At 41.1% G+C, this 12941-nt stretch carries 14 protein-coding genes; 6 read left to right on the top strand and 8 right to left on the bottom strand.

What is annotated here, in order from left to right; all coding sequences use genetic code 11:
• Positions 1-94: 94 nt before the first annotated feature.
• On the top strand, positions 95-409 hold the full coding sequence (locus HGO23_RS09660; protein ID WP_099135236.1) for a BON domain-containing protein: 315 nt from the start codon (positions 95-97) through the stop codon (positions 407-409).
• Between the two features lie 160 nt (positions 410-569).
• Here the strand turns inward: HGO23_RS09660 and ompW are convergent, their stop codons facing one another.
• Positions 570-1211, bottom strand: coding sequence for an outer membrane protein OmpW (gene ompW, locus HGO23_RS09655; protein ID WP_099135235.1), 642 nt, complete (start codon positions 1209-1211; stop codon positions 570-572).
• 377 nt (positions 1212-1588) lie between these two features.
• Between ompW and HGO23_RS09650 the strand changes: the two genes are divergently transcribed.
• The gene (locus HGO23_RS09650) at positions 1589-2329 is read left to right on the top strand and encodes a YciC family protein (protein WP_099135234.1); all 741 of its coding nucleotides are present in this window, start codon (positions 1589-1591) and stop codon (positions 2327-2329) included.
• Between the two features lie 40 nt (positions 2330-2369).
• Here the strand turns inward: HGO23_RS09650 and HGO23_RS09645 are convergent, their stop codons facing one another.
• Positions 2370-4112 (bottom strand): SulP family inorganic anion transporter, encoded by a 1743-nt coding sequence (locus tag HGO23_RS09645; protein ID WP_425330510.1) that lies wholly within the window; start codon positions 4110-4112, stop codon positions 2370-2372.
• A 175-nt stretch (positions 4113-4287) separates the two neighbouring features.
• On the opposite strand from HGO23_RS09645, the gene HGO23_RS09640 reads away from it, so the two are divergent.
• Entirely contained in the window at positions 4288-4824 is a 537-nt protein-coding gene (locus HGO23_RS09640) for a septation protein A (RefSeq protein ID WP_209028645.1), read from the top strand.
• Positions 4825-4899: 75 nt separating this feature from the next.
• Positions 4900-5334 (top strand): acyl-CoA thioester hydrolase YciA, encoded by a 435-nt coding sequence (gene yciA / locus HGO23_RS09635; protein WP_038270132.1) that lies wholly within the window; start codon positions 4900-4902, stop codon positions 5332-5334.
• Between the two features lie 84 nt (positions 5335-5418).
• Here the strand turns inward: yciA and tonB are convergent, their stop codons facing one another.
• Positions 5419-6126 (bottom strand): TonB system transport protein TonB, encoded by a 708-nt coding sequence (tonB, locus tag HGO23_RS09630; RefSeq protein ID WP_099135328.1) that lies wholly within the window; start codon positions 6124-6126, stop codon positions 5419-5421.
• A gap of 110 nt (positions 6127-6236) precedes the next feature.
• Entirely contained in the window at positions 6237-6413 is a 177-nt protein-coding gene (locus tag HGO23_RS09625; protein WP_099135232.1) for a YciY family protein, read from the bottom strand.
• Positions 6414-6735: 322 nt separating this feature from the next.
• Here HGO23_RS09625 and cls point away from each other — a divergent pair, with 322 nt between their 5' ends.
• Positions 6736-8196: a cardiolipin synthase gene (cls, locus tag HGO23_RS09620; protein ID WP_099135231.1), complete on the top strand. Its 1461-nt coding sequence runs from the start codon at positions 6736-6738 to the stop codon at positions 8194-8196.
• Between the two features lie 158 nt (positions 8197-8354).
• The gene (locus HGO23_RS09615) at positions 8355-8714 is read left to right on the top strand and encodes an HI1450 family dsDNA-mimic protein (RefSeq protein WP_244967932.1); all 360 of its coding nucleotides are present in this window, start codon (positions 8355-8357) and stop codon (positions 8712-8714) included.
• A 345-nt stretch (positions 8715-9059) separates the two neighbouring features.
• On the opposite strand, the gene oppF is transcribed toward HGO23_RS09615, so the two are convergent.
• From oppF to oppB, 4 genes are read right to left on the bottom strand one after another with little or no spacing between them, the layout of a single operon-like run.
• A complete protein-coding gene (gene oppF, locus HGO23_RS09610) occupies positions 9060-10061 on the bottom strand; it encodes a murein tripeptide/oligopeptide ABC transporter ATP binding protein OppF (RefSeq protein ID WP_099135229.1) in 1002 nt (333 codons plus the stop codon).
• Entirely contained in the window at positions 10058-11056 is a 999-nt protein-coding gene (gene oppD / locus HGO23_RS09605) for an ABC transporter ATP-binding protein (RefSeq protein ID WP_099135228.1), read from the bottom strand. Before oppD ends, oppF begins: the two co-directional genes overlap by 4 nt.
• A gap of 9 nt (positions 11057-11065) precedes the next feature.
• Complete coding sequence (gene oppC / locus HGO23_RS09600; protein WP_099135227.1) at positions 11066-11974, bottom strand: oligopeptide ABC transporter permease OppC; 909 nt, start codon at positions 11972-11974, stop codon at positions 11066-11068.
• 15 nt (positions 11975-11989) lie between these two features.
• Entirely contained in the window at positions 11990-12910 is a 921-nt protein-coding gene (gene oppB, locus HGO23_RS09595) for an oligopeptide ABC transporter permease OppB (RefSeq protein WP_086953278.1), read from the bottom strand.
• Between the last annotated feature and the right edge of the window lie 31 nt (positions 12911-12941).

Genomic DNA, 12941 nt, shown 5'->3' with positions numbered 1-12941 from the left:
AACCATGTAACCAAATGAAATGAAAAATCAAAGTAATAGAAGAATAATATTTATATTTAACAACATTATTTTTTGACATCAACGGAGACTTACTATGAAAAAATTGAAGGCCATTTCTGCATTTCTTATTGCGGCAGTTATAGCCGTTACGGTATCTGCATGTGCTCCAACGGCAACAACAGAAAGCACTGGAAACTACATTGATGATACGGTGATCACTACCAAAATAAAAACCGCACTATTTGAAGCTAAGAATTTGAAATCCAATAACATTAGTGTAGAAACCTATAAAGGGCGTGTGCAATTAAGTGGATTTGCACGTTCTCCTGAAGAAGTCAAACAAGCAATTCAAATTGCAAGAGGGATTAAGGGAGTTAAAACCGTTATTAACTCCATAAAACTCCGGTGAATAAGTTGGGAAAATACCTAAAAATGGGGCAAGCATATGCTATGCCCCATTGATTCTCTCTTAGACCCTTTATCTTTTAAGTTGCAGCTAACAAAGCTGTAACTTGAAATCTATTGGGTTATCAAACACACAGGTTAATTACACTCGCATCATCAAATAATCAGAATTTATAACCGACACCAAACATAAATACCCAAGGATCAAGACGGGTTTTATATTTATAATCTTTATCGCCTGCTTTAAATTTCACATCAGTTTCAATATTCATCCACCAGAGTGAAGTATTCAACATCCAGTTTTTATCCAGTTGATAATCTAAACCTACCTGACCTGCAACCCCCCAGGAATCTTTCAGATCCAGACTATTTAAATTCGCCGCTTTAACAGTTGCGTTATTATTAAATTTTTCATCAAAGAATGTTGTGTAGTTTACCCCTACACCAATATAAGGACGTAAATTATTTTCTTTATCACCAAAATAGTATTGTGCCATTAATGTTGGTGGTAAATGTTTAACCCTTGCGATCTCACCAGCTTTCGGCAGGTTAACATTATGCTGAAATGGCGTAGCAGCCAATAACTCAACACCAATGTTATCAGTGACCATATAACCAAAAGTTAAACCTAACTGTGTGTTATTATTTACATCAAATGAACCTAAACCTAAAACGTTATCAGAGCCAGCATTTGGTCTTACCGTTGCTGTACCTGCACGGAATAGGAAATCACCGGCTTCATGGGCAAAAGTCAATGATGGAGCCAGAGTTGCAGCAGCCAAGACAAGCGCAGAAATCTTTTTCATTATCAATCCCATTTATGTGGTTTTGTTATTTACAAATTTATTATTTCATCTATGGAATATTTTTAATTGATCCAAATCAAAATTACTTGAATATATATTTATGGTGAAGTAAATATTAAATTTTTATATCAATTTTTGATTACAACTTATAATTAAGAACATTAGTATTATATTGACAACTAATATATATCAATTAGATCCTGTTCAGTTAACACAGAATTTACGCAATTATCATGAGAACAAAAATTAACCAAAAAGCGTTTCTGGTAACAAATATTCTGCAATAGTGACTAACTTTATCTTTTAGGTATCCAATAATCTGTCGAACAAGGTACAATTAGGTATCATCATTGTTTCATCTGATAGGAGCCATTTTCATGCCCATCACGGCAAATACCCTGTATCGTGACAGTCTCAACTTCTTTAAGCATCAACTGTTGAATATTGTCATACTCTCTGTTTTGGCCGCGTTGGTGACAACACTGCTGGAACATGTTCTCATGCCTGATGGTGAGCAACTCAAGTTACTGGTTGAGATACAAGATGCTTTCAAAGAATCAGGCAATGCGGGCATTAAAAACTTCGTAGAGCAATTGACCCCGGAAGAGCAGTTAATGTTCCTGCGTACAGCATTCGGGATCCTATTTTCCAACATATTTGGCGATACTTTACTCACTGTCAGTGTATTGATACTTATCAGTGCTATTTCAAATGGGCATCAAACCAATGCATTACAGGTCAGTAAACTATCGCTTATTCAATTACCTAAGATGTTATTGCTGATGTTTATCTGTACTCTATTGGTTCAGATAGGTCATGCGTTGATGTACATCCCAGGAGTTCTATTTTCAATTACATTTGCATTTGCCCCTATTTTTCTGCTTGATAAAGGTAAAGGGGTCTTTGCTTCCATGCAAGAAAGCTGGAGATTAGCGTTCAATAATTTTCGCCTGTTAGTTCCTGCTGTACTACTATGGCTTGCAATAAAACTGATTTTAGTACTGGGTTTGTCCAAACTGCCTGATATCGCACTATCATCACTGAATAATCTGCTGTCTTCTATATTGCTGATTTATCTATTCCGTTTGTATATGCTGACTAAACCACAAAATCAGTAAATTACAAGTTAGTTACACATAAGAAATCAATTGCCTCGCCCTACTCAGCGAGGCTCTTCTCTTCAACTTGTTTCTTACTCTGAATCAAACGAATAGCAAAATAGAGATCAGGAACAATAATTAAATCCTCATCACTGCGCTTGAGTTTGTTTTGTTTGATCCAGTTCTTCAATTCAGTTCTGCGGCCAGCAAGGATTAACGTTATCCTTTTTCGTTTCAGTTCCGAAATGAGTTCATCCAACGCAGCAAACACACTCACATCATCATAGGTAAAACTGACTGTTGCATCCACAACCAACCATTCAGGACGTTTTAAGGTGCTATTTACATGCTGTAAAATCCGTTTCTTGAAATACCCGACATTAAAATAAGTTAAAGGTGAATTAAAACGATACATCATGACTCCATTCACTGGTTCAATATCATTGCCTTGATTGATTGAACGGATCATACCTTGCTCATTTACACCCAACAACTGATCAGAAGGACGAAAAATAATACGTAAAAATTGCAATAAACCCAATAATACCGCAAAACCAATACCATCAATCACACCGACTAATAAAACTGCAATCAATGTGAAAATGGATAATATAAAAGCCTGACGATTACGTTTCCGATATGCCCAGATATTCTTTAACCCGAGTAATGACCATGTAGAAAAGATCAGGACAATGCCTAATGATGATAATGGGATATATGACAGAAATTCAGTCATAAAAAACAATACTAATAATATGGCTATTGCAGAAATAACCGATACCATCTGCGTTTTCCCACCAAGAGCATCATTGACTGCGGTACGGCTGCTGGCGGCACTGACTGCAAATCCTTGTGATAACGATGACGCAATATTGGCGATGCCCAACGCCCGTAATTCTAAATCAGCATCCACCTGATAACCATTTTTACTGGCAAAACTGCGTGCTGTCATCATGAAACTGACAAAACTGATCACCGCAAGGTTGATGGAAGGAACAACCAAATCACGTATGCTGCTGAACTCGAATTCAGGCATTGGGACAATCGGCAAACCGTCCTTCATATGACCAACAATTTGAATACCATATTGATTCAATTCAAATTGCCAACTCACATAAGTAGAAATGATCATCGCCAGCAACGGTGCAGGCCAACCTGGTCGCAGAAAACGTACACTCAGCAAAACTAATAACGTCATTGCGGACATCCCGACAGTCGGCCAATGAGATGCCAGCAACTTATGCGCTAATGCAACCAATCGTTCAATCAATTCTGGTGGTAAACCGGAAAGCCCAAATACTTTGGCGATCTGATCCGCCATAATAGTAATCGCCACCCCATTAATAAAACCTTTTAAGATGGGCCGGGAGATAAAATCAGCAAATGCTCCCAGCCGAAAGTGACTTGCCAGTATGCACCAAAATCCCGTCATCAATGTCATCACGATGGCGAGCTGCCAACGAACATCTTCATTCCCTAACGCCAGCGGAGTAACCGCAGCCGCGATAACAGCACATGTTGCAGCATCCGGCCCGACTATCAACTGGCGAGATGTTCCAAACAACGCATAAGCAATCATGGGTAAAATACAAGCATACAGGCCAATGATAGCGCTTATTCCCATTAATTCAGCATACGCAATCGCAACAGGCAAAGCGACAGCAGCAACAGACAAACCGGCTCGCACATCATGACTGAAATACTCTTTACGATAGTGACAAAGACTCTCCAATCCCGGCATCCAGCGATATAACCTTTTCCACTTCAACACGCTTTTCCACAATATTTTTTTCCACAACATAGCATTACAGTCCTTTCGTGAAATGAGGCACATTATAATGCTGTGTTAAATCAAAACTCACAATCCTCATCATTCCGCTCCCAACCTTTTTCTTTAAACCATTTCATTGAGATCTGATACACTCTGGCATAAATTCAGGAACATGCCACCATCGGTATTAAAGTGAGTCCAATTTATGAAACAACTTTTAGACTTTTTGCCATTAGTCGTTTTTTTCGTCGTCTACAAGATGTATGACATTTTCTATGCTTCAGGAGCGTTAATAGCAGCGACAGGCCTGGCCATTGTCATCGCCTATTTGATGTATCGCAAAGTTGAAAAATCCTCCTTAATTACATTTGTCATGGTTGCCATCTTTGGCACATTAACATTGGCTTTTCACAGCGATTTGTTCATTAAATGGAAGGTAACTGCCGTTTATGCTATTTTTGCTTTAGTTCTGCTTATTAGCCAGTGGGTTATGAAAAAGCCACTGATCCAACGGATGTTGGGTAAAGAATTAAAATTACCTGATACTATCTGGAACAAGCTGAACATGGCTTGGGCAATCTTCTTTATCGCCTGCGCGTTGGCAAATATTTATGTTGCTTTCTGGCTACCTCAAAATATTTGGGTTAACTTTAAAGTGTTCGGGTTAACAGCATTAACACTGGTCTTTACCGTGTTGAGTGTGATATATATCTACCGCCATCTGCCTCGCAAACAAGAATAATAATAACTTTCATATGGATACCTGCCGAATTACTGGCAGGTATTGTTGTAATCACCAAATAAAGCAAGTTTTCTAATGACACAACAACAATGCTTACCAAACGGAGAGTTGGTTCTCCGTACACTGGCCATGCCTGCTGACACTAACGCCAATGGGGATATCTTCGGTGGCTGGCTGATGTCTCAAATGGATATTGGCGGCGCAATTCTGGCAAAAGAAATTGCTCTGGGACGCGTAGTTACTGTTAGCGTAAATGGAATCAGTTTTCTAAAACCAGTTGCGGTAGGTGACGTCGTTTGCTGTTATGCCCGTTGTCTGAAAACGGGAAATTCATCCATCACCATTCATATTGAAGTTTGGGTGAAGAAAGTGGCCTCTGAACCAGTTGGGCAACGTTACCGGGCAACAGAAGCTGTTTTCACATACGTGGCCGTTAATGAAAATAATACTTCCCGTCCTTTACCGGAAGGGAAAAGAAACTTCAAACTGGAAAGCAGTGATTCAGAGTAACGATTCATTAGAAAAGTAACTCACAAACTAAAGGAGCACATTGAATGAGCTCCTTTTTTATTACTAATTTTTATTGCTAATAAGTTATGATAGTGAAATGCCTGACAACCTAAATTCAATAGTAGTCACATATCCCGTTGCCGGTTTCTTTTCATACCGCCATTTTCTCATGGCTTTTTTCACCTCACGTTCGAAAACATTTTTAGGATCCGCAGAAATAATTTCGATATTCTTAACCCGACCATTTTCATCAATATCATATTTTACCCGCACAGTGCCTTCTGTACCCAACTGTTGCGCTCTGGATGGATAAATAGGATCCATCCTGCTCAATGCCTTCGGCCCACTTTGTGCTCTAGAAGTGTCTCTGATGGCAGAGTCAGTTGGTTTCTGGTCATTCAAGTTTTTTGCTAACAGCAGTTCTTGATCCGTAATCGGTTTCACAGGTTCTTCTGACGTTTTTTCCGTCTTTATCTCTTTTGGCTTAGACTCTTTTTTAGCAATTTTCTTCTTTTCCGGTTTCTTTTCAGGCTTAGGTTTAACTAGCGCTATTTTTGCAATAGGTTCCGGTTCAGGCTCTGGTTCAGAAACGGATTCAGGCATAGCAGGTTCAGAGACAGGAGACTCTTCCGCCGCCAACTGGATCATGGCTACAGACATCGGAGGAGCTTCCGGCGGTTCTCCAGATTTAATGGAGCCAAAAAGCGCCGCGGCAATGAAAATATGTAAACAAACAGAGAGTAGTACTGGCCAATGTATCCAACGCATAAGAAAATTCTTGATTAGCAGCATGATAGTTAATTTTAAGATAGCCATTAGTTTAAATGCAAATGACTATCATATTCAATAAAGATCCAAAAACATCTGCACCATGCCACATACACATATCATATTTAAAACAGCTACAGCTCTGCGTTTTGTATGAACAGAATCGACCTGCGATGTTTGTAATTATTTATCTTACGTAATGTATAGATACGTGAATTTCGGCGTGATTGACCTTCTAACCAACGACGACGACGGCGGATATTTTGACGAAGGAGACGCCATCTTCCTACTTCATTCCTGCTTTTTTTCATAAAATACCCTGGTTGTTTAAACTTTCTCTCAATACAAGTGAATAGCAGTATTCTTAAATGTCAATATCAAGGATGTCAACTAATCACAGATTTGTCTCAATATTCATATTGAATATGTTTCATCATAATTTAACAAAACAAATAACATCTGATTGAGCCGAACCCAATCATATAATATATAAGACTGTATTTGATTGGATATTGGCAGTATTTTGATTATTTTTTGCTAATTTGACTGTATCCCCTTGATAGTTTTTCTAAATTTCCAGAAACTTACACTAACAACAGTATTAAAATACCTAAACAGGATTGATTGCCACCTATGACAACCATTTATTCTGTACTAAGCTGGCTGGCGTTTTTCTTATACTGGCTGATTATTGCCGGTATCACCATTCGAGTCCTGATGAAACGTCGGCCAGTGACATCAGCGATGACTTGGGTACTTATCATTTACATCCTTCCTTTAGTCGGAGTTGTTGCTTATCTGTCATTTGGCGAACTGCATCTGGGTAAACGCAGAGTTGAACAAGCAAAACAGATGCGCTCGTCCGTAGCTAATTGGCTCTCTGAGCTAAGGAAATCGAAACATATCTTTGCCAATGCAAATAGTGAAGTGGCTGCGCCACTGTTCCGGTTATGTGAACGCCGCCAGAAAATAAAAGGAGTCAGAGGCAATCAAATGCAACTCATGACTTCTTATGAAGAGTCTCTGAAATCTATCATCAATGATATAGAAAATGCTGATCATAGTATCGAAATGGTGTTTTATATATGGCAGGCTGGCGGGTTGGTTGATCAGGTTACTGACGCTTTAATGCGTGCAGCTAAGCGCGGTGTCAAATGCCGTATAATGGTAGATTCGGCCGGAAGCTGGCAATTTTGCCGCAGCCCCTACTCTGACATTATGCGTAAGAGCGGCATTGAATTTGTAGAGTCACTAAAAGTTAATATCTTTCGTCTGTTTTTACGTCGTATGGATTTGCGGCAGCATAGAAAAATTATTCTTATCGATAACTATATTTCATATACCGGTAGTATGAATATGGTAGATCCCCGTTTTTTCAAACAGGATGCAGGAGTTGGTCAATGGATCGATATCATGGTAAGGATGGAAGGTCCTGTCACAGCAATATTGGGAATTGTCTATGCTTTCGACTGGGAAATGGAAACGGGTCAACGCCACCTGCCCCCGCCACCTGACAATAATATCATGCCTTTTGAACAGGCATCCGGGCATACCGCTCAGGTCATTGCCTCCGGCCCCGGTTTTCCCGATGAGTTGATACAGCAATCCCTAATGACTACTATTTTTGCTGCCAGAGAGCAACTCATTCTTACTACGCCCTACTTTGTGCCCAGTGACGATTTAATGCACGCAATCTGTACTGCGGCCATGCGTGGGGTTGATGTCAGCATTATTATGCCAAGCCAGAACAATTCATTCCTTGTGCGTTGGGCAAGCCGGGCATTTTTTACAGAATTGCTGGAAGCAGGCGTGAAAATTTATCAATTCGAGGATGGGCTATTACACACAAAAAGCGTTTTAGTGGATGGGCAACTCAGCATGGTTGGCTCTGTCAATTTGGATATGCGCAGCTTGTGGTTGAACTTTGAAATCACAGTTATTATTGATGATGGGCTGTTTGGCAGTGACTTAATGCTTGTTCAACAGGATTATATTACCCGATCTACACTGCTTGATAGTGAAGAATGGCTAAAGCGCCCTGTCCGGCACCGCATCCTTGAACGTCTTTGTTATTTTTTCAGTCCACTTTTGTGAGTTGCAGCGCAAAAAGCGCTGCTGAATACGGATATATGAACATTCATCATAGCCCCATCAATACCAATGGGGCTATTATTTTAGGTTAACAGTACCCAACCACTGTTGTTCATGTTTTAATTTCTCTCAGTTATTTATTAAGTTCAGGTAATACCACCATGGAAAATCGACCAACATATCCACATTTTCTGCAATTAGACCTCAATAACCGAATGACCGAAGATGAGGCACTGGAAAAAGCCTACGACATATTTCTGGAACAAGCAGTCGCCAATCTTGATCCTGCGGATAGTTTACTGTTTAGTTTACAGTTTGAAGAACGTGGTGGTGCAGAGTTATCAGAACCCTCAAAAATATGGCTCGAACAAGTGGATTTTGAGTTAGATCCTGATTTTTTTTCGGAGGTGATTATTGGACTGGCAGAATCTGATGACGCAGAAATCGATGATATCTTTGCGCGGGTACTGATTTGCCGGGAAAAGGCGCATCCGACTTGGTGGGTATTGTGGAAGAAGTAAAAATAACAAGTAATATTTCTTAGGGTAAATAATTACATTGATTTTTGTTGATACCCATCTATATGAACGCATCCCAGTTAGTAAGGCTTCCGGTATCTTAACTTTGACAAAGCAAACTACAGCTCTATATCTGTACGTGATCTCCCACATATGAGCAAGAGAAGTGTATCTGGCTGAGGTCATGATGCCTCCGTACTATCTCCGTACTATTTTTAACCTTCATATAAAATGGGAAGATTAACGCTTTGTTCATCCATAAAGAAGCCCTCACAATGAGGGCCTTGAATAAATATTAGTGACAGCATCATATAAACGATTTACTTACCACAACCTCTTGTTCACTTGCTATAACGGATCAACCTTAAGACAAGAAACCGCATGTTTAAAGCTACCTTCCAGTAATGGGCGCGTTCTGGCACATTCTGTATCAGCCATCGGACAACGAGTGCGGAATACACATCCGGATGGGGGGTTAATCGGTGAAGGGAGTTCTCCCTCCAGCAATTCAATATGTTTATTACGTTCTTTATCTGGATCAGGAATAGGTACTGCTGACATCAATGCGCGGGTATATGGATGCAAAGGATTGTGATAAACCTCGTCGTAAGTCCCCAGTTCCACTGCGTTTCCCAAATACATGACCAATACTCGATCTGAGATATGTTTTACTATTGAGAGGTCGTGAGCGATAAAGATCAAGGAAAGCCCCATCTCCCGTTGTATTTCCTGCAATAAGTTCACAACCTGCGCCTGGATAGAAACATCCAATGCGGAAACGGGTTCGTCACAGATGATCAGTTTAGGCTCCAGAATCAAAGCTCGGGCAATGCCGATACGCTGACACTGACCGCCTGAAAATTCGTGGGGATAGCGGTTAATCAGGTTAGGCAATAAACCTACCTTCATCATCATCTTTTTAACCTTTTCTTTTACCTCCGCATCTTTCATTTTGGGGGAATAAGTTTTTAGTGGTTCGGCGATGATGTCACCAATCGTCATACGTGGGTTAAGGGATGCCAGCGGGTCCTGAAAAATCATCTGAATGTCATTACGGATATCCCGCCACTGCTTTTCATTGATATCAAAAAGGTTTTGACCAAGCCAGGTAACCGAACCACCAGATGCTTTGACTAATCCAATAACCGCTCTGGCAAGGGTTGATTTACCGCAGCCTGATTCACCCACGACTCCCAGCGTTTCTCCTTCGTATAGTCTCAAGGTGACGCCATCTACGGCTTTCAATGTTTTCGCTGATTGCCAGAACCACTGCTTGCCATCTTTGATATCAAAATAAACTTTTAGATCGTCAACTTCCAGGAGAACTCGTTTTTCAGTTGTTGTATTCATACTAATTCCTCCTGACGTCTGAAGCAGGCACGTAAGCGCCCAAGGTCAAACTGTTCCAATGGTGGTTCTTCACTCACACAATGTTCAGTAGCAAACTGACAACGTGGCTGGAATGGGCAGCCTTTTGGTAAACGCAGCAAATTTGGAGGATTGCCCTGAATTGTTGCCAGAGATTCTTCATCATCATCCAGTCGGGGAACGGCATTCAGCAATCCAATCGAATAAGGGTGTGTCGGACGATAAAATACGTCGCGCGCAGTACCATATTCCATGGTTCTGCCTGCATACATAACCAACACTTTGTCACAAATACCAGCCACCACTCCCAAGTCATGGGTGATTATAATGATGGCAGTGTTAAATTCTTTTTTCAGTTCGTTAAGTAAAGTCATGATCTGCGCCTGAACAGTGACGTCCAGCGCAGTAGTAGGTTCATCCGCAATCAGCAACTTAGGCTGACACAATAGCGCCATTGCTATCATGACGCGCTGACGCATTCCACCAGAAAATTCATGCGGGAACATTTTCATGCGTTTACGCGCTTCTGGCATTTTGACGGCATCCAACATTCGGATGGATTCTTCAACAGCTTCACTCTTGCTCATATTTTTATGCAGCATCAGCACTTCGGTCAGCTGATCACCTACCCGCATATAAGGATTGATAGATGTCATAGGATCCTGGAAAATCATTGAGATTTCTTCCGCTCTCATCTTATTCAGCTCTTTTTCTTGCAGGTTAAGAATTTCGCGCCCGTTAAAAACCGCTGATCCACTGACAGCACCATTACTGGCCAGTAATCCCATTAATGCAAATGCTGTCTGAGATTTACCGGAACCTGATTCACCCACAATGCCCAGAGTCTCCCCTGCCTGTAAATCAAAATTCAGTTTATTCACTGCTGTTACGTTGCCATCAGGCGTACTGAATACCACGTTTAAATCTTTCACCGTTAATAGCGGTTCAGCATGTTTTATCGTTTCTACGCTATTCATAGGCTCTCCTTAACGGTCTTTCGGGTCGAGGGCATCTCGCAGGCCGTCACCAATAAAGTTAAAACAAAATAGGGTCATTACCAGAAAGCCCGCAGGAAATAAGAGTAACCACGGAGCCACTTCCATTGAGTTAGCACCATCACTTAATAAGGCTCCCCAACTACTTAGGGGTTCTTGAGTTCCCAATCCAAGGAAACTCAGGAAAGATTCAAACAGGATCATACTTGGCACCAGCAATGAAGCATAAACTACCACCACACCCAGTACGTTTGGCACGATATGACGTAAAACGATGTGACGAGTAGATACACCACAGACCAATGCAGCTTCAATGAATTCTTTGCGCTTGAGGCTCAATGTCTGGCCCCGGACGATACGTGCCATGTCCAACCATGACACCATGCCTATCGCAACAAAAATCAGTAGAATGTTTTGCCCAAAGAAAGTCACTAACAGGATGACGAAGAACATAAATGGGAAGGAGTTCAGGATTTCCAGCAAACGCATCATGACCATATCGACTTTGCCACCAAGATAACCTGACATCGCGCCATATAATGTGCCGAATATCACAGCAATCAGAGCAGCCGCGATACCAACCATTAATGAAATGCGTCCGCCGATGGCTACACGAACTAACAGATCACGACCGGATGAATCTGTACCAAAATAGTGGTGCGATTCAAAATCAGGTGGCATGGTCATCATGTTCCAGTCAGTGTCGTCATAGGTATACTGAGATAACATTGGTGCCAGAATGACAAACAATGTAATTAAAAATAGGATACATAAGCTTGTAATTGCTGCTTTATTGTGCATAAAACGGCGGCGTGCATCCTGCCACAAACTACGGCCTTCAATTTCCAGCTGCTCAGAGAAATTTTCCAGAGCTTCGCTATTTTTCTTATTTATTAACATTGCGTGCTCCAGTCTTTAGTAACGTATTTTCGGATCGATAACGGCATACAGCACATCAACGATAGCATTGAACATAATGGTCAGCCCACCTACCAAAATCGTCAGGCTCAACACTAATGAATAGTCACGGTTTAAAGCGCCATTAACGAACAATTGCCCCAAACCGGGTAAACCGAAGATAGTTTCAATAACCATTGAACCGGTAATAATGCCCACAAAGGCTGGCCCCATATAAGAAATCACTGGTAATAAGGCAGGTTTCAATGCGTGGCGGAAAATAATCTTTCGTAATGGCAGCCCTTTGGCTCTTGCTGTTCGGATAAAGTTAGAATGCAGAACTTCGATCATGGAACCGCGGGTAATACGGGAAATACTGGCGATATAAGAAAGGGATAAAGCAACCATCGGCAAGAGCATATATTTAGGTGCGCCACCATTCCAACCGCCCCCCGGCAGCCATTTTAATGTAATGGCAAATATCAGAACCAATAAAGGGGCCACCACGAAACTCGGGATAACAACCCCCGTCATAGCAAACCCCATTACCGTATAATCCCATTTAGTATTCTGATTCAGTGCAGCAATAACCCCCGCACTGACACCAAATATAACTGCCATAATAAAAGCAGCGGCGCCTAATTTAGCAGAAACGGGCAACGCTTCTGCCACCAAATCATTTACACTGTAATCCTTATACTTGAATGAAGGGCCAAAATCCCCTTTGGAAAGTTGGATTAAGTAATTGAAATATTGTTTATAGATAGGATCATTCAAATGGTATTTTGCTTCAATATTCGCCATCACTTCAGGTGGCAGCTTTCTTTCTCCGGTAAATGGGCTACCCGGAGCAAGCCGCATCATGAAGAACGAAATCGTGATGAGAATGAAAAGTGTCGGGATCGCCTCTAAGCAGCGGCGTAAAATAAATTTAAGCATTGCCCGTTCCTATTGTCTGACCAAACCTTGG

Origin of the sequence: Xenorhabdus budapestensis (genome assembly GCF_017743015.1) — a bacterium.
Lineage (GTDB): Bacteria > Pseudomonadota > Gammaproteobacteria > Enterobacterales > Enterobacteriaceae > Xenorhabdus > Xenorhabdus budapestensis.
This window is presented reverse-complemented; position numbering and strand designations above follow the sequence as displayed.

Coding starts and splice junctions, on each gene's coding strand:
- cls (WP_099135231.1), top strand. CDS start 6,736: ATGACAACCATTTATTCTGTACTAAGCTGGCTGGCGTTTTTCTTATAC.
- HGO23_RS09615 (WP_244967932.1), top strand. CDS start 8,355: ATGGAAAATCGACCAACATATCCACATTTTCTGCAATTAGACCTCAAT.
- oppB (WP_086953278.1), bottom strand. CDS start 12,910: ATGCTTAAATTTATTTTACGCCGCTGCTTAGAGGCGATCCCGACACTT.
- HGO23_RS09625 (WP_099135232.1), bottom strand. CDS start 6,413: ATGAAAAAAAGCAGGAATGAAGTAGGAAGATGGCGTCTCCTTCGTCAA.
- tonB (WP_099135328.1), bottom strand. CDS start 6,126: ATGCTGCTAATCAAGAATTTTCTTATGCGTTGGATACATTGGCCAGTA.
- oppC (WP_099135227.1), bottom strand. CDS start 11,974: ATGTTAATAAATAAGAAAAATAGCGAAGCTCTGGAAAATTTCTCTGAG.
- oppF (WP_099135229.1), bottom strand. CDS start 10,061: ATGAATACAACAACTGAAAAACGAGTTCTCCTGGAAGTTGACGATCTA.
- oppD (WP_099135228.1), bottom strand. CDS start 11,056: ATGAATAGCGTAGAAACGATAAAACATGCTGAACCGCTATTAACGGTG.
- HGO23_RS09660 (WP_099135236.1), top strand. CDS start 95: ATGAAAAAATTGAAGGCCATTTCTGCATTTCTTATTGCGGCAGTTATA.
- HGO23_RS09650 (WP_099135234.1), top strand. CDS start 1,589: ATGCCCATCACGGCAAATACCCTGTATCGTGACAGTCTCAACTTCTTT.
- yciA (WP_038270132.1), top strand. CDS start 4,900: ATGACACAACAACAATGCTTACCAAACGGAGAGTTGGTTCTCCGTACA.
- HGO23_RS09640 (WP_209028645.1), top strand. CDS start 4,288: ATGAAACAACTTTTAGACTTTTTGCCATTAGTCGTTTTTTTCGTCGTC.
- ompW (WP_099135235.1), bottom strand. CDS start 1,211: ATGAAAAAGATTTCTGCGCTTGTCTTGGCTGCTGCAACTCTGGCTCCA.
- HGO23_RS09645 (WP_425330510.1), bottom strand. CDS start 4,112: ATGTTGTGGAAAAAAATATTGTGGAAAAGCGTGTTGAAGTGGAAAAGG.